The 14784-nt window shown below is 67.1% G+C and carries 16 protein-coding genes; 9 read left to right on the top strand and 7 right to left on the bottom strand.

Features of this window, described 5'->3' with window-relative positions; translation table 11 throughout:
- Positions 1–43: 43 nt before the first annotated feature.
- Positions 44–1147, top strand: coding sequence for a CobW family GTP-binding protein (locus tag VMT40_RS11700; RefSeq protein ID WP_326357995.1), 1104 nt, complete (start codon positions 44–46; stop codon positions 1145–1147).
- 575 nt (positions 1148–1722) lie between these two features.
- Here the strand turns inward: VMT40_RS11700 and VMT40_RS11695 are convergent.
- The 3 genes from VMT40_RS11695 to VMT40_RS11685 are packed head-to-tail and all read right to left on the bottom strand — an operon-like array spanning position 1723 to position 4406.
- On the bottom strand, positions 1723–2145 hold the full coding sequence (locus VMT40_RS11695; protein ID WP_326357994.1) for a molybdenum cofactor biosynthesis protein MoaE: 423 nt from the start codon (positions 2143–2145) through the stop codon (positions 1723–1725).
- On the bottom strand, positions 2138–3166 hold the full coding sequence (gene moaCB / locus VMT40_RS11690) for a bifunctional molybdenum cofactor biosynthesis protein MoaC/MoaB (protein ID WP_326357993.1): 1029 nt from the start codon (positions 3164–3166) through the stop codon (positions 2138–2140). The genes VMT40_RS11695 and moaCB overlap by 8 nt, the downstream gene beginning before the upstream one ends.
- A gap of 34 nt (positions 3167–3200) precedes the next feature.
- Complete coding sequence (locus tag VMT40_RS11685) at positions 3201–4406, bottom strand: molybdopterin molybdotransferase MoeA (RefSeq protein ID WP_326357992.1); 1206 nt, start codon at positions 4404–4406, stop codon at positions 3201–3203.
- A 107-nt stretch (positions 4407–4513) separates the two neighbouring features.
- Between VMT40_RS11685 and moaA the strand changes: the two genes are divergently transcribed.
- The 3 genes from moaA to VMT40_RS11670 are packed head-to-tail and all read left to right on the top strand — an operon-like array spanning position 4514 to position 6250.
- Positions 4514–5572: a GTP 3',8-cyclase MoaA gene (gene moaA / locus VMT40_RS11680; protein WP_326357991.1), complete on the top strand. Its 1059-nt coding sequence runs from the start codon at positions 4514–4516 to the stop codon at positions 5570–5572.
- On the top strand, positions 5565–5807 hold the full coding sequence (locus tag VMT40_RS11675) for a MoaD/ThiS family protein (RefSeq protein WP_326311881.1): 243 nt from the start codon (positions 5565–5567) through the stop codon (positions 5805–5807). The genes moaA and VMT40_RS11675 overlap by 8 nt, the downstream gene beginning before the upstream one ends.
- A gap of 35 nt (positions 5808–5842) precedes the next feature.
- Entirely contained in the window at positions 5843–6250 is a 408-nt protein-coding gene (locus tag VMT40_RS11670) for a DUF1003 domain-containing protein (protein WP_326357990.1), read from the top strand.
- On the opposite strand, the gene VMT40_RS11665 is transcribed toward VMT40_RS11670, so the two are convergent.
- From VMT40_RS11665 to VMT40_RS11655, 3 genes are read right to left on the bottom strand one after another with little or no spacing between them, the layout of a single operon-like run.
- Complete coding sequence (locus VMT40_RS11665) at positions 6235–7026, bottom strand: phosphotransferase (RefSeq protein ID WP_326357989.1); 792 nt, start codon at positions 7024–7026, stop codon at positions 6235–6237. The two genes, VMT40_RS11670 and VMT40_RS11665, sit on opposite strands and share 16 nt — an antisense overlap.
- Complete coding sequence (gene nadE / locus VMT40_RS11660) at positions 7017–7853, bottom strand: ammonia-dependent NAD(+) synthetase (protein WP_326357988.1); 837 nt, start codon at positions 7851–7853, stop codon at positions 7017–7019. Before nadE ends, VMT40_RS11665 begins: the two co-directional genes overlap by 10 nt.
- A 30-nt stretch (positions 7854–7883) precedes the next feature.
- Positions 7884–8462, bottom strand: coding sequence for a TetR/AcrR family transcriptional regulator (locus VMT40_RS11655; RefSeq protein WP_326358586.1), 579 nt, complete (start codon positions 8460–8462; stop codon positions 7884–7886).
- Between the two features lie 225 nt (positions 8463–8687).
- Here VMT40_RS11655 and VMT40_RS11650 point away from each other — a divergent pair, with 225 nt between their 5' ends.
- From VMT40_RS11650 to nrdE, 5 genes are all read left to right on the top strand, one after another.
- Positions 8688–9254, top strand: coding sequence for an NAD(P)H-dependent oxidoreductase (locus VMT40_RS11650; RefSeq protein ID WP_326357987.1), 567 nt, complete (start codon positions 8688–8690; stop codon positions 9252–9254).
- Positions 9255–9351: 97 nt separating this feature from the next.
- On the top strand, positions 9352–10260 hold the full coding sequence (locus tag VMT40_RS11645) for a G1 family glutamic endopeptidase (RefSeq protein WP_326357986.1): 909 nt from the start codon (positions 9352–9354) through the stop codon (positions 10258–10260).
- 451 nt (positions 10261–10711) lie between these two features.
- Positions 10712–10951, top strand: a complete 240-nt coding sequence (locus tag VMT40_RS11640) for a redoxin NrdH (protein WP_040811357.1) — start codon at positions 10712–10714, stop codon at positions 10949–10951.
- Between the two features lie 43 nt (positions 10952–10994).
- Positions 10995–11465, top strand: a complete 471-nt coding sequence (nrdI, locus tag VMT40_RS11635) for a class Ib ribonucleoside-diphosphate reductase assembly flavoprotein NrdI (protein WP_326357985.1) — start codon at positions 10995–10997, stop codon at positions 11463–11465.
- Between the two features lie 62 nt (positions 11466–11527).
- Complete coding sequence (nrdE, locus tag VMT40_RS11630) at positions 11528–13609, top strand: class 1b ribonucleoside-diphosphate reductase subunit alpha (protein WP_326358585.1); 2082 nt, start codon at positions 11528–11530, stop codon at positions 13607–13609.
- A gap of 58 nt (positions 13610–13667) precedes the next feature.
- Here the strand turns inward: nrdE and VMT40_RS11625 are convergent, their stop codons facing one another.
- Positions 13668–14513 carry an EamA family transporter gene (locus VMT40_RS11625; RefSeq protein WP_326358584.1) on the bottom strand — a complete coding sequence of 282 codons (846 nt, stop codon included), beginning with the start codon at positions 14511–14513 and terminating at the stop codon, positions 13668–13670.
- Positions 14514–14784 lie beyond the last annotated feature (271 nt).

Here is a 14784-nt window from a genome sequence, read left to right as displayed (position 1 = left end):
CCGGTGGCGGGCCGCCCGGGCGCGGCTCGGTAGGGTGGTCGCCGTGAGTCCGCGCATTCCAGTTCTGATCGTGGCCGGATTCCTCGGTGCCGGGAAGACGACGCTGCTCAACCGCCTGCTGCGCACCCGCGATCTGCGGATCGGGGTGGTGGTCAACGACTTCGGGGCGGTCAATATCGACGCCATGCTGGTGGCCGGGCAGGTGGATGCCATGGTGTCGCTGGGCAACGGGTGCGTGTGCTGCGCGGTGGACGTCAGCGAACTGGACGAGCTGTTCGATCGGCTGGCCCATCCCAAGCAGAAGATCGACGTCATCGTGGTGGAGGCCAGCGGGTTGGCCGAGCCGCGCAATCTGATTCGCATGGTGGTGAACAGCGACAATCCGCGCATTCGATACGGCGGGCTGGTCGAAGTCGTCGACGCCGAGCATTTCCGCGAGAGCCGGGAGCGGCATCCCGAACTCGCGACGCATCTGCGCATGGCCGATCTGGTGGTGCTCAACAAGTCCGATCGCGTCGAACCCGAGGCGCTGGAAGGACTTCGCGCCGAGCTCACCGACCTGGTCGGCCAGGTCCCGGTGTATCCGACCAGCCACGGCCACGTCGATCCCGGCCTGCTGTTCGACGTGCCGACCCGGGAGGCCCACGAGCCCCGGGTGGGTGAACAACTCAGCTTCGACGAGCTACTGCACGACGAGCACGACCATGAGCACGACGACTGCCACGACCATCGGCACCTGCACGACGCCTACGACAGCGTGTCCTTCACCTCCGAGACGGACCTCAATCCGCGCGAACTGATCGCGCTACTGGAGGACCCGCCCGCCGGGCTGTTCCGCGCCAAGGGCGTGCTCGCGTTCGCCGTCCCCGACGATCCGCGAAAGTTCGTGCTGCACATGGTCGGCCGTCACATCGGCATCGAGCCCACCCGCTGGGGCCGCCACGAGCCCCGGGTCAGCAATCTGGTCCTCATCGGCTCCGGCCTCGACCGGGATGCTGTCCTCGACCGGCTGCACGCCACCGTCCACCGCGACGACATCCCCCTCGACGACCACGCCCTGCTCCCCGTCTGGCGCTACGTCGCCGACGACGACACGGTCTCCGACTTCGACGCTCTCGCCGACGACGCGCTTGTCGGCGAGAGCTGATTCGGCCTCGAGCTCGGCCCGCAACTCGGCCACCTCGGCGGCCAGCTCATCGCGCATCTGCTCGCGCTCGACCAGCGCGGCCCGCATGGTCTCGACACTGTCGTTCATGGCGGCCAGCCGTTGGTCGGCCCCCTTCAACTGCCACTCCACGACATCGCGCCGACTCACCTCGGCACTCGCGTATTTGACCCAGCCGACCACGTAATCCAGCCACTCCTGCGGCTTGGGCACGTCCTTGGGATCGTCGAAACCCTTGCGCTGCGCGGCCTTGGTGGACAGCACCAGGTGCGACCGCTTGCCCCGTCCCGGCGACAGCATTTCCGCCATGGTCAGCTTGCCCATGCTGGTCACGACCGCGGTGAAGCGGTACTTGCCCGCCAAATGCATGCGCAGCTCGGCGGTTCCCCGCCCGTCGGAATCCATGGCGCCCAGCCACGGACCCTCCGCCGCCTCGATGATGGTCGCCAGAATCTCCAACTGCCCCACACCGCGCCGCAGCCGTGCCGCCGCGGTCCGCAGCGCCCCGGGCGTGGCCGTCATCTGATCCCAATGCATGCCCCGAACTTACTTCGCTCTCACCCGCAGGCGTTGACCCACTCCGAGAGGCCGTCGGCGAACATCTGGCGTTTCCAGATCGGGACCTCGTGCTTGATGCGGTCGACGAGTTCGGCGCAGGTGGTGAAGGCCTCGGCGCGATGCGGGGCGGCCACCGCCACCACGATCGCCAGATCGCCGATGGTCAGCGAGCCGATGCGGTGCACGGCCGCCACCGGCAGACCGGAGGACTCCGCGACTTCCGCGCAGACCTTGCGCAGGAACTGTTCGGCCTGCGGGTGAGCGGAGTATTCCAGCGCCGAAACCGATTGCCCGCCATCGTGATCGCGGACCTTGCCGGTGAAGACCACGACGCCGCCGTGCTCCGGACCGCTCACGGCCTTCTCCACCTCGGCCGGATCGAGGGGCTGTTCGCTGATGCGGGCCAGCAGCAGCTCACTCATGGTTGCCTCCTCCGGCCACCTGGGCCAGCAGATGTTCGAGAATCGGGGTCAGCACGGCCACGCCGTCCTTCACCCCGCCCGGCGAACCGGGCAGATTGACGATCACGGTCCGCCCGACCAGGCCAGCCACGCCCCGGCTCAACGCGGCCAGGGGGAATTTCGCGGTCCCGGCCTGCCGGATGGCGTCGGCCACGCCCGGCAGTTCCCGATCGATCAGGGCCAGGGTCGCTTCCGGGGTGGCGTCGGTGGGGGAGGCCCCGGTGCCGCCGGTGGTGATGATCAGATCGGGCTCGCTCGACAGCGCCTCCGAGAGGCCGAAGGCGATATCGGCGTCGGCGAAGACGAGCGGTCCGCGCACCGAGAAACCCTGTTCGGCAAGCCATTTGGCGAGCACGGGTCCGGTGGTGTCGGTGCGGGTGCCCGCCGCGACACCGGTCGAGGCCACGACCACGGCGGCCGTGCGGCCCTCGCCCGCCAGCGAAGCCGGTGCGGCAGTGGGCTTCTCGTGCTTTTCGTGCTTCTCGTGGTGATGTCCGGCGTGCTGCCGCGCCTCGGGCCGCACCCAATGTCCGTGCTTGCCACCCTCTTTGGTGATCAGCCGCACCCCGTTGAGCGTCGCCGCCGGGTCCACCGCCTTCACCATGTCGTGCAGTGTCAGCCCCGCGACCGCCACGGCCGTCAGCGCCTCCATCTCGACCCCGGTCGGCCCCTTGGTCTTGGCGGTCGCCTCGATGGTGATGGTGTCCTCGGTGAATCCGAACGACACGTTCACCGAGGACAGCGCCAGCTGATGGCACAGCGGAATCAGCTCCGAAGTCTTCTTCGCGCCATTGATTCCGGCGATGCGCGCGGTGCTGAACACATCGGCCTTGGGCATATCGTCGGCCCGGACCAGTGCGATCACCTCGGCGGTCGTCCGCAGCTCGCCCGCTGCGACCGCGATGCGCGCCGTATCGGCCTTCGCGCTCACATCGACCATCCGGGCGCGACCTTCCCGGTCGACATGCGACAACTCACTCATAGCGACCACCTTGGCACAGTGCGGATGCGCGGATTCACAGCGGCCGGACCTCCACGATCGTGCCCGCGGCCACCTCGGTGACGGCGGCCGGAATCTCGATGAGCACCTCGGCCTGCGCCATCGAGACGATCAGATGCGAGCCCTGGCCGGTGGCCAGCGCCACCCCGCCCTCGACCAGCTTGCCGCGCAGGAACTGGCGCTTCCCGGCGGGGGAGCGCACCGAATCCAGCAGCGGCAGTTCGGAAATCGGCAGTGCGGGCAGTCCGGCCAGCTCGCGCAGGATCGGGCGGGCGAAGACCTCGAAGGAGACCATGGTGCTCACCGGATTGCCGGGGAAGCTCAGCACCGGCACGCCGTCGACCGTGCTGAGTCCCTGCGGGCCGCCGGGTTGCATTGCCACCGCACCGAATTCGCCGCCCTGGGCCGCGAGGACCTCCTTGACGACCTCGAAGTCGCCCATCGAGACCCCGCCGGAGGTGAACACCACATCGGCCCGCGCGACCGCCTCGGCGAGCCGGGCGCGGAATTCGTCGTGCTCGTCGGTGGAATGCGCCACCGACACGACCTCGACGCCATTGTCTTCCAGGGCCGCAGCCAGCGCGGTGCCATTGGAGTTGAAGATCTGGCCGGGCAGCAGGATCGAACCGGCGGGCCGCAATTCGTCACCGGTGGTCAGCACCGCCGCCCGCACCCGGCGCAGCACCCGCACCTCGCCCAGTCCGACCGCGGCCAGCGCCGCGATGTGCCGGGGGCGCAGCGGTGTGCCCGCGGCGGCCAGCAGGTCGCCGGTGCGCACGTCGGTGCCGGGCTCGCGCACGAAATCGCCTGCGGCACGGCTGGTTTTGATCGTCACAGTGACGCCGTCGGAGCTGGTGTGCTCCACCGGAACCACGCAATCCGCGCCCGGCGGCACCGGCGCGCCGGTCATCACCTTGACCGCGGCACCCGGCGGCAGCGTCACCTGCTCGGTATTGCCCGCGGCCACCACCCCGATCAGCGGCAGCGTGGCCGGGACGATGGCCACCGATTCGGCGGCCACCGCGTACCCGTCCATGGCCGAATTCCGGAATACCGGCAGGTCCAGGGGGGAGTACACATCCTCGGCGAGGACCCGGCCCAGCGCCCGATCCATCGGGACCGTCTCCGCGCTCCGACCGGCCAGCGGGCGCAGCGCATCCTCGATGCGTCGACGGTGGTCTTCGACGGGTCGGGCCGGGGCGAGCGCGTGCCGGGAACTCATGCTGGTGAGCCTATACGCGGGTGAATCCTCCGAGGCGTGACCGGGCGTTGCGCCGACTCGGCTCGTGCGAATCTACGAACACTTGCCAACACGGCAATAATGGTCGAATGACCGTGGTCGCGATGGGCATGCCCGCTGTGCGTACCGGGCGGCCCGCGATGGACGGACGCCCGGACACGCCGTATCTGCTGGACCGCTTCGGTCGGGTCGCGCGGGATCTGCGGGTGTCCATTACCGAGAAATGCTCGCTGCGCTGCACGTATTGCATGCCCGAGGAAGGGCTGCCCGCCATCCCGGCCGAGGAGCTGCTCTCCACCGAGGAGATCGTTCGCCTGGTCGTGCTCGCGGTGCACGAGCTCGGCGTCCACGAGGTGCGGTTCACCGGCGGCGAGCCGCTCATGCGCCGCGATCTCGAGCAGATCATCGCCGGTTGCCATGCGGCGCTGCCGGACACGCCGCTGGCCATGACCAGCAATGGCGTCGGGCTCGAGCATCGGGCGCGCAAGCTCGCCGAGGCCGGGCTGGGCCGCATCAATGTCTCGCTCGACACCGTGGACCGCGACGGCTTCCACCGCCTGACCCGCCGCGACCGCCTGGATTCGGTGCTCGCCGGAATTCGCGCCGCCATCGCGGCCGGGCTCACCCCGCTCAAGGTGAACGCCGTGCTCATGCGCGAAACCCTCGACGGCGCAGCCGATCTGCTGCAATGGTGTCTCGACGAAGGCGCGGAACTGCGCTTCATCGAGGAGATGCCGCTCGACGCCGACCACGAGTGGGCGCGCGCCAACATGATCACCGCCGCGGAACTCCTGGACGTGCTGGGCAGTCGGTTCAGCCTCACCGAGGTCGGCCGCGAGGATCCCTCCGCCCCCGCCGAACGCTGGCAGGTGAACGGCGGCCCGGCCACCGTCGGCATCATCGCCTCGGTGACCCGCAAGTTCTGCGGCGACTGCGACCGCACCCGCCTGACCGCCGACGGCCGAATTCGCTCCTGCCTGTTCAGCGATCAGGAGTACGACATTCGCGGCGCGCTGCGCTCCGGCGCGACCGACGCCGAGATCGCCCAGCTGTGGCGCGGCGCCATGTGGAACAAGTCGCCCGGCCACGGCATCGACATGGCCGGATTCGTCCCGCCCGAACGAACGATGGGAGCCATCGGTGGTTGAGGTTCGCTATTTCGCCGCGATAGCCGACGCGGTCGGCAAGGAGAAGGAGACCCTGGACCTGCCGTCCGGGGCCACCGTCGGCGACCTGCGCACCACCCTGTCGGCCACCTACGGGCCCAAGCTCGACCCGATGCTCAAGGTCTGCGCCTACCTCATCGGTGACGAGCTCACCCGCGACGCGACCGCGCCGCTGTCCCCGCGGGTCGACGTGCTGCCGCCCTTCGCGGGCGGTTAACCCCGAATGTCACTGGTGGGCGCTAGCATTCGCCGGTGACGCAAGCCCCCAAACCCCAGCCGCATCCGGCCTTCGCCCAAATTCGAGCCGATCGCGCCGCCAACATTCAACTCCGAGTGGCGGACTGGATCACCAAGTTCGCGGGCTCGATGAACTTCGTCTACATCCACGCCGTCGGCTTCGCGGCGTGGATGATCTTCTTCGAGAAGAGTCCCTGGCCGACCCTCACGCTGGCGGTCTCTCTCGAAGCGATCTTCCTGTCCACCTTCGTCATGATCGGCCAGAACCGCCAGGCGGATTTCCAACAGGCCAAGGCCGATCACGACTTCCAGGAACAGGAACTCGAACTCAAGACCAACACCGAACTCACCCGCGCCATCCACGCCATGACGGCCGAACTGCACCGCCGCCTCATCGAGGACCCGGATCAGCGCAAGAACTGACGCAGCCGCTCGATCACGCCGGTGCGGCCGTCGTCGCGCATGGCGGGATCGTCGGTGTCGTATCCGCGCAGCACCTCGTACCAGGGGCCGAGCAGATGCCAGTCCCGGGCGCGGGCGCGCAGTTCCGGTGTGACGCCGTAGGTTTCGGCGGCCGCGTCGGCGAATTCGGGCGAGGTGTCGAACAGCGCCCAGGCGAAATCGATCGCGGGGTCACCGAGGTGGGCGTCGCCGAAATCGATGATGCCGCTGATCCGTCCGGCCTCGGCCAGCACGTGTTCGGGACCGAGATCGGCGTGGACCACGGTGTCGGCGGGCGCGGCCAGGATCCGGTCGAGCAGGGTGGTCGCGGGCCCGACCAGCGAATCCGGAAGCAGCGGAAGGACTTCGCGGCGGCAACGGGTGTCGGCCCAGGCCCGTTCACGACGAGGGTGGGTATCGGCCGGGAGGCCGAGCTCCATGGCCTCGCCCGGCGCAGTGGCGTGCAGTGCGCGCAGGAAGCGTCCGAGCGCTTTCCCGTTCTCCGCCGTGTAGCTGTCGATCGGCTCGCCGCGAACCACCGCGTGCCGGACCACGAACGGTGCTTCGGAGATCAGCTCCGGAACCGGCACGGCCAGCGGAAGACGCGGCGCGAGCCACGGCAGCAACCGGGTCTCCCGCCGCAACTGCGCCTCGACCTCCGGCCGCCGTGGGCGTCGCTCCACCCAGCGGTCATCCACCAGGGTGGCCGAACTGTCCCATCCGTTGTCGCCGTCGAAGTTCACCGGTGTCAGCGCCACCAGGTGTCGAGCGGGGTCACGGGGACCGTGCGCTTGTGGCGGGTGTTGTGGAAGATGGTCTCGATGCGCTCGGCGACCTCGGGAGTGACGGGCTTGCCCTCGAGGTAGTCGTCGATCTGGGAGTACTTCAGGCCCAAGGCTTCCTCGTCGGGCAGGGAGGGGCGGTCGTCCTCGAGGTCGGCGGTGGGTACCTTCTGCCACACGCTCGGGGGAGCGCCGAGCTCCTGCAGCAGCGCCGCGCCCTGGCGCTTGGTCAGACCGGTCAGCGGGGTGATGTCCACGCCGCCGTCACCGAACTTGGTGAAGAAGCCGGTGACCGCCTCGGCGGCGTGGTCGGTGCCGACCACCAGGTGGTTGAGCTGTCCGGCGATGGCGTACTGGAGCACCATGCGCTCGCGGGCTTTGATATTGCCGCGCACGAAGTCTCGCAGCCGCGGCTCCTCGTGCAGCTCGAGAATGCCGGTGGCGGCCTCGCCCGCCGCGGCGTCGGCGCTGGGCTTGACGTTCACCACGACCGACCGATCCGGCTGGATGAAGCGCAGTGCGATCTGCGCGTCCTCCTCGTCGAACTGCACGCCGTAGGGCAGTCGCACGGCCACGAAGGTGGCGTCGTGGCCCTCGGCGCGCAACTCCTCGGCGGCCAGCTGGCACAGGCGGCCGGTGAGGGTGGAGTCCTGGCCGCCGGAGATGCCGAGCACGAAACCCTTCGCGGGCGTGGAGCGCAGATAGTCCTTGAGGAAGTCGATGCGCCGCCGCACTTCGAGTTTCGGTTCGATGGTCGGCTGGACGCCCAATTCGGCGATGATCTGTTCGCGCAGGTTCCCCATGGCCACACTCTAACTCGACGGTCGGCGACGCTAGCGCGTCGCGGGCGCGGTGACCTGCCGGACCAGGGTCTCCCAGTGATCGCCGACCTGATCGAGGGTGTAGCGCTGCTCCCGGATCTGATACAGCACCAGCGCGGCGTCCAGGGTGGCCAGCAGTGTGTCGGCGGTCAGCGCGATGTCGCCGGGCGCGTGCGCCTGCCGGAGCAGCAGCGACACATGGGTTTTCGCGACGTTGTAGGGCGGCCCGGCGTACTGCCCGCCGATGGCGGCGTTCTTGCGCACATCGCCCTCCACCTCGGTGAGCGCCAGGCGGGCGCGCCCGAAGGCGATGAGCCGTTCCACCGGCGGCGCGCCCGGCCCCAGCGGCGGCGGCCCGAACATGTAGGCCCACTGCAGCTTTTGATCGGACTGGTCCAGCAGCGCCAGCATGAGCCCGGCGCGATTGCCGAAGCGCCGGAACACCGTGCCCTTGCCGACGCCCGCCAGCTTGGCGACCGCGTCCATGGTGACCGCGTCCGCGCCCTGCTCGCGCACCAGTGTCTCGGCGGCGTCGAGCAGTAGCTGCCGGTTGCGGGCGGCGTCGCTGCGCTCGTGGCTGCTGCCGGGCATGAGCAGCGGGACCGAATGCGCGGGCGGGCGCTGGGAGCCGACCGGTTCGATCGGCAGGGCGATGGCGGGTAGGGCGACGTCGTCGCCGACGGGGGTGTCGCGGCTGGCTGGGGTGTCGCGCGTCACAGGCTGTCTGCTCCTACCCGGGAATGTAAGCGGACTGGGGTCCGGTTACAGTCTATCGAAAGTTCCACCGCTGAATCAGTAACCCTTGGAGTGATCATCATGTCGCAGACCCGCATTCTCGTTCTGGTCGGCAGCCTCCGCGCCGCGTCGATCAACCGTCGGCTCGCCGAGGCCGCCGTCAAGACCGCTCCCGAGGGCGTCGAGCTGTCCCTCTACGAGGGCCTTGGCGATATTCCTTTCTACAACGAGGACATCGACGTGGCGGGCGAGGTTCCGGCCGCCGCGCAGGCGCTGCGTGACGCCGTCGCCGCCTCCGACGCCGTGCTGCTGGTGACCCCCGAATACAACGGCACCCTGCCCGCCATGCTGAAGAACGGCATCGACTGGGCCTCGCGGCCGTACGGCGCGGGCGCGCTCAAGGGTCTGCCCGCCGCGGTCATCTCGGCCTCCATCAGCCCGAACGCCGCCAAGTGGTCGCACGACGACGCCGTCAAGGCGCTGGGCGTGGCCGGTGCCGAGGTCGTCAAGGACGCCTCGCTGCACTTCGGCACCATCGGCCAGCGCTTCGTCGAGACCCACCCGGCCGACGACGCCGAGGCCATCACCCAGCTGGCCGCCACCGTGCGTCAGCTGGCCGAGGCCACCAAGGTTCGAGCGAACGCGTAATAAACCTCAGCGATCACTCGCTGAATTCAGCGCAAGGCCACGGCTTTTCAGCCGTGGCCTGCCGCTGTTTCGGGGCATTTCGGGCTACCGTCAAACCATGAAGCTATCAACGGGCAACTCCGCGTTAGGCCGTTGTTTCATGGCGATGACCCTGGCCGTCTCCGCGGTCGGCGTGGTGGTGAACGCGGCCGACGCCGTGGCCGAGGTGGACTCGGTGGCCGCCGCGAATGCCCGCCTCTACCTGGGCAACTGGGCCGGATACGTGGTGCGGGGGGATTTCCACGAGGTCAGTGCCACCTGGGTGCAGCCGGAGATCGACTGCTCGGATCCGGGTCTGCTGCAGCGCGTGGTGCCCTGGGTGGGCTTGAACGGCGCGCAGGGCCTCAACGGCCAGGTCGCGCTCCCGCTCATGCAGACCGGCGTCGAATCCCTGTGTGCCAGTGACGCGGCCATCTACGCGGCGCTACCCGGGCTGCAGGTCGAGACCCTGGCCGCAGGGGTGGCCTATGCCGATCCCAGGCTGGCCGGGACGGTCATGAACGCCGGGTCCAAGCTGTCCAACGCGCTGGGCGCGGCGGCGGACGGCCTGTGCTCGATCGGCTTGCTCGGGGGATTCTGTCGGCCGGACAAGGAGATCGACGGCTGGTGGGAGTCGTATCCGGACGCACCGGTGAGCTACGACGATGTCGAGGTGCGTCCCGGCGACACCATGCATTCGGTGGTCACCTGGGATGGCGAGCGCTATCTGATGACGCTGGAGAACCGCACCGCGCATTGGACGCGCACGACGACGATCGCCTCGAACGCGCCGGTGCGGACCGCGGAGATCGTGGTCGAGGGACACCTGGACGCGGCCCTGCCCGGTTTCGCGCCGATCACCTTCAGCGAGATCAGCATCGACGGCCAGCCGCTGTCGGCCTACGACGCGCAGAGCTACGGCATTCCAGCCACCAATCGATTGCTGGCCCCCGGTCCGGTCGACGGCGCGTCGTTCACGATCCAGTAGATCCTGCGCGGACGCCGCGACACGCCGAGCCGAGCGGGGCCCCGGGAATTGGGGGCACGGCTCGGCGGGGCTCGCAAACCGTCTGGTCGCTCGAGCCTGCTGTGACTCGTGGGATGGGTGTTGATCAGCGATAATGGTGTGTTTGCTGGAAATGAACTGAATGCCGAAATTGTGATCTGCGTCGCAGTCGTGTCGAGTTGCGAATCGAGTGTCCAGGTACTTACGGCACCGGAATTTCACCTTTGTGAGTCGCAACATGTCGTGTTGTATGAATCTGTCGGCCACTAGGTGTAGTGTCTTGGGAGCTGGAAGGCCACTGGGCGAACACCTCGAAGTTCACCGAGTGAGCTGGGGCTTCGGTTCCGCTTCCAGGGGTTTGCGCACTTACTACGTGGATCTTGTTTCAGCCGTGCACTGCCGACGGACCGAAGGCAAGGAGAAGGGGATACCAATGACCATCACCGTTTACACCAAGCCCGCTTGTGTCCAGTGCAACGCCACCTACCGCGCCCTCGACAAGGCCGGTGTCGACTACGACGTCATCGACATCTCCGAGAACCCCGAAGCCCGCGACTACGTCATGGCACTGGGCTACCTGCAGGCCCCCGTCGTCGTCGCCGGTGATGATCACTGGTCGGGTTTCCGCCCGGACCGCATCAAGTCTCTGGCCGACGCGGTCGCGGTGGCGTAACCAGCCACCTCCTGCAGGTTCGTCCGAATCGAAAGGAGGGAAGATGACCGAGATCGACGGTGGGACACCGAATCTGGTCTACTTCTCGAGCGCTTCGGAGAACACGCACCGCTTCGTCGAGCGGCTGGATGTCCCCGCCGTTCGCATACCGCTGCATACCGCCGACTCGCTTCGCGTCGACAATCCCTACGTGCTGATCGTCCCCACCTACGGGGGAGGTCGGCACGTTTTGGGTGGACAGCGATCCGACAAGGAATTCGTCCCCCGTCAGGTGGCCAAGTTCCTCAACGATCCGCACAACCGCGCCCTGCTGCGCGGGGTGATCGCGAGCGGCAACACGAACTTCGGCGATACGTACTGCTATGCGGGAGAGGTCATCTCGCGCAAAGCGGGGGTCCCGTACCTGTATCGCTTCGAACTCATGGGAACTGCCGAGGACGTCGCGCGCGTCCGAGAGGGATTGGACTTGTTTTGGCAACGACAACAGCACCGGTCGGAAAGACTGCCCGCGTAGAGCGCCCCGTCAGCGGCGATTCCTCGGCGACCGAGGGCCTGGACTACCACGCCCTCAACGCCATGCTGAACCTGTACGGCCCCAATGGGGAGATCCAGTTCGACAAGGATCGCGAGGCCGCGCACCAGTACTTCCTGCAGCACGTCAACCAGAACACGGTGTTCTTCCACAATCTGGAAGAGAAGCTGGACTACCTGGTTCGCGAGAACTACTACGAGACCGAGGTTCTCGACCAGTACTCGCGTGAGTTCGTGAAGGATCTGTTCAAGCAGGCGTACGCCAAGAAGTTCCGGTTCCCGACCTTCCTCGGCGCGTTCAAGTACTACACCTCGTACACGCTCAAGACCTTCGACGGCAAGCGCTACCTGGAGCGCTTCGAGGACCGCGTGTGCATGGTCTCCCTGACCCTGGCCGCCGGTGACGAGACCCTCGCGCGCGAACTGGTCGAGGAGATCATGGACGGGCGTTTCCAGCCCGCCACCCCGACCTTCCTCAACTCGGGCAAGAAGCAGCGCGGCGAGCCGGTCTCGTGCTTCCTGCTGCGCATCGAGGACAATATGGAGTCCATCGGCCGCTCCATCAACTCCGCCCTGCAGCTGTCCAAGCGCGGCGGCGGTGTGGCGTTGCTGCTCAGCAATATTCGCGAGGCCGGTGCCCCGATCAAGAAGATCGAGAACCAGTCCTCGGGTGTCATCCCGATCATGAAGCTGCTGGAGGACTCGTTCTCCTACGCCAACCAGCTGGGTGCCCGTCAGGGCGCGGGCGCGGTGTACCTGCACGCGCACCACCCCGATATCTATCGGTTCCTGGACACCAAGCGCGAGAACGCGGACGAGAAGATCCGCATCAAGACGCTGTCGCTGGGTGTGGTGATTCCCGACATCACGTTCGAGCTGGCGAAGAAGAACGAGGACATGTACCTGTTCTCGCCGTACGACGTGGAGCGCATCTACGGCGTGCCGTTCGCCGACATCAATGTGACCGAGAAGTACTACGAGATGGTCGACGACAAGCGAATCCGCAAGTCCAAGATCAAGGCTCGCGAGTTCTTCCAGACGATCGCCGAGCTGCAGTTCGAGTCGGGCTACCCGTACATCATGTACGAGGACACCGTGAACCGGGCCAACCCGATCGCGGGCAAGATCACCCACTCGAACCTGTGCTCGGAGATCCTTCAGGTCTCGACGCCCTCCGAGTTCAACGACGATCTGTCCTACTCCAAGGTGGGCAAGGACATTTCGTGCAACCTGGGCTCACTGAACATCGCCAAGACCATGGACTCGCCGGACCTGGGCAAGACCGTCGAGACCGCGATCCGCGCGCTGACCGCGGTGTCGGACCAGACCCACATCTACTCGGTGCCGTCGATCGAGCAGGGCAACAACGAATCCCACGCCATCGGCCTGGGCCAGATGAACCTGCACGGCTACCTGGCGCGCGAACGGGTCCACTACGGTTCCGAAGAGGGCGTGGACTTCACCAACATCTACTTCTACACGATCGCCTACCACGCGATCCGCGCGTCGAATCTCATTGCCATCGAACGCGGTTCGTACTTCGGCGGCTTCCCCGAGTCCAAGTACGCCTCGGGTGAGTTCTTCGACAAGTACACCGAGCAGGTGTGGGAGCCCAAGACCGACCGCGTCGCCCAGATCTTCGCCGACGCTGGCGTTCACATCCCGACCCAGGACGACTGGCGTGAGCTGAAGGCCTCGGTCATGAAGCACGGCATCTACAACCAGAACCTGCAGGCCGTGCCCCCGACCGGTTCGATCTCCTACATCAACCACTCCACCAGCTCCATCCACCCGGTGGCGTCGAAGATCGAGATCCGCAAGGAAGGCAAGATCGGCCGCGTCTACTACCCGGCCCCCTACCTGACCAACGACAACCTCGAATACTTCGAGGACGCGTACGACATCGGCTACGAGAAGATCATCGACACGTACGCCGCCGCCACCCAGCACGTCGACCAGGGCCTGTCGCTGACCCTGTTCTTCAAGGACAGCGCCACCACCCGCGACGTCAACAAGGCCCAGATCTACGCCTGGCGCAAGGGCATCAAGACCCTCTACTACATCCGTATCCGCCAGATGGCTCTGGAGGGCACCGAAGTCGAGGGCTGCGTGAGCTGCATGCTCTGACAAGCTTAGTCACGGAAAGGGCGTCCCGGCATTCCGCCGCGGACGCCCTTTCTGTTTCTCAGGCGGGCAAGCCGATTACTACCGTGCCGGTGAGCACGCTTGCTATTCCGAATGCTCCCTGTCGTGAAATGCGTTCGTGCAGAAGCAGTCGGCTCAACAATGCACCGACGACAATGCTGGATTCCCGGACGCTCGCCACGACCGCGATCGGCAGCTGCGTCATGGCGATCAAGGTGAGCCCGAAGGCCCCTAGCATCGCGCCACCGCCCGCCGCGGTGAGGGGGAGCGAGCGGAGGGTGAGGGTCGAGGCGGTGCCTCGGGCGAGGTCGCGGATCTTCAAGACGAGTCCGGAGCCGCCCATGACGGTGACGAGGTAGGCCATCGGTGAGGCGTGTTGGACGCCCACGCCGTCGAACATGGTGTAGCTCGCCACGCAGAGGCCGATTGTGAGGCCCCACAAAACCGAGCGGCGGCCGCCGGAAATGCCCGGGACGGCGGGCTGCGCGCGGGAGAGCGCGATCATCAGGACGCCTACGGCGATGAACGCGACACCGAGCCAGCGGGTCCAGCCGATGGTGGTGCCGAGGATGGCGGAGGCGGTGACCACGAGGACGGGGGAGCTGCCTCGGACGATGGGGTAGACCTCGCCGACCGGGGCGGTGGCGTACGCCTTCTCCAGGAGTGCGAAGTAGATGGTGCTGAACAGGATCGAGGCGGCGGCGAAGGGGAGTGCGTAGAGCTCGAAGTGCCAGGTGAACACGGCGAGGGGGAGGAAGAGGAGACCGCCGGTAATGAGCATGTCGGCGGTTGAGGAGACTGGGCGGTCGCTGCGGCGGAGCCAGCCGAGGGTCACATTCCAACCGGCGTGCAGGAAGACGGAGATCGCCAGGACCAGGTATCCCATCGACTGCACGCGGGTGCTCCTCTCGATTGCGTCGAGTCCACCGACCCGATCGGTTGGTCTAGACCAATTGCTGGCTCCGAACCTAGTCGTGAGGCAATGCGCTGGTCAACGTGATTTCGCGAGACCAACGGATTCTTGACATCGCGTTTCGGGGGGTTGACGACCGGGTGACGGGACGGGCGTATGAGCTGCTGTGGTCGGTCCCACGCATGAGCCGCCCGCGATTGTGAACTCTCCAGAAGCTGGTTCGGACCCTGTCGATCGACATCAC

This window comes from Nocardia sp. CDC160 (assembly GCF_035818795.1).
Classification (GTDB): Bacteria; Actinomycetota; Actinomycetes; order Mycobacteriales; family Mycobacteriaceae; genus Nocardia.
The sequence above is the reverse complement of the archived record's forward strand: the minus strand, read 5'-3'. Positions and strand labels throughout refer to the sequence as shown.

Excerpts from the sequence above, each read along its gene's own strand:
- VMT40_RS11685 (WP_326357992.1), bottom strand. The coding sequence starts at position 4,406 with ATGAGTTCCCGGCACGCGCTCGCCCCGGCCCGACCCGTCGAAGACCAC.
- nrdE (WP_326358585.1), top strand. The coding sequence starts at position 11,528 with ATGCTGAACCTGTACGGCCCCAATGGGGAGATCCAGTTCGACAAGGAT.
- VMT40_RS11695 (WP_326357994.1), bottom strand. The coding sequence starts at position 2,145 with ATGAGTGAGCTGCTGCTGGCCCGCATCAGCGAACAGCCCCTCGATCCG.
- nrdI (WP_326357985.1), top strand. The coding sequence starts at position 10,995 with ATGACCGAGATCGACGGTGGGACACCGAATCTGGTCTACTTCTCGAGC.
- VMT40_RS11650 (WP_326357987.1), top strand. The coding sequence starts at position 8,688 with ATGTCGCAGACCCGCATTCTCGTTCTGGTCGGCAGCCTCCGCGCCGCG.
- VMT40_RS11640 (WP_040811357.1), top strand. The coding sequence starts at position 10,712 with ATGACCATCACCGTTTACACCAAGCCCGCTTGTGTCCAGTGCAACGCC.
- VMT40_RS11645 (WP_326357986.1), top strand. The coding sequence starts at position 9,352 with ATGAAGCTATCAACGGGCAACTCCGCGTTAGGCCGTTGTTTCATGGCG.
- moaCB (WP_326357993.1), bottom strand. The coding sequence starts at position 3,166 with ATGAGTGAGTTGTCGCATGTCGACCGGGAAGGTCGCGCCCGGATGGTC.
- VMT40_RS11625 (WP_326358584.1), bottom strand. The coding sequence starts at position 14,513 with ATGGGATACCTGGTCCTGGCGATCTCCGTCTTCCTGCACGCCGGTTGG.
- VMT40_RS11655 (WP_326358586.1), bottom strand. The coding sequence starts at position 8,462 with ATGCCCGGCAGCAGCCACGAGCGCAGCGACGCCGCCCGCAACCGGCAG.
- moaA (WP_326357991.1), top strand. The coding sequence starts at position 4,514 with ATGACCGTGGTCGCGATGGGCATGCCCGCTGTGCGTACCGGGCGGCCC.
- nadE (WP_326357988.1), bottom strand. The coding sequence starts at position 7,853 with ATGGGGAACCTGCGCGAACAGATCATCGCCGAATTGGGCGTCCAGCCG.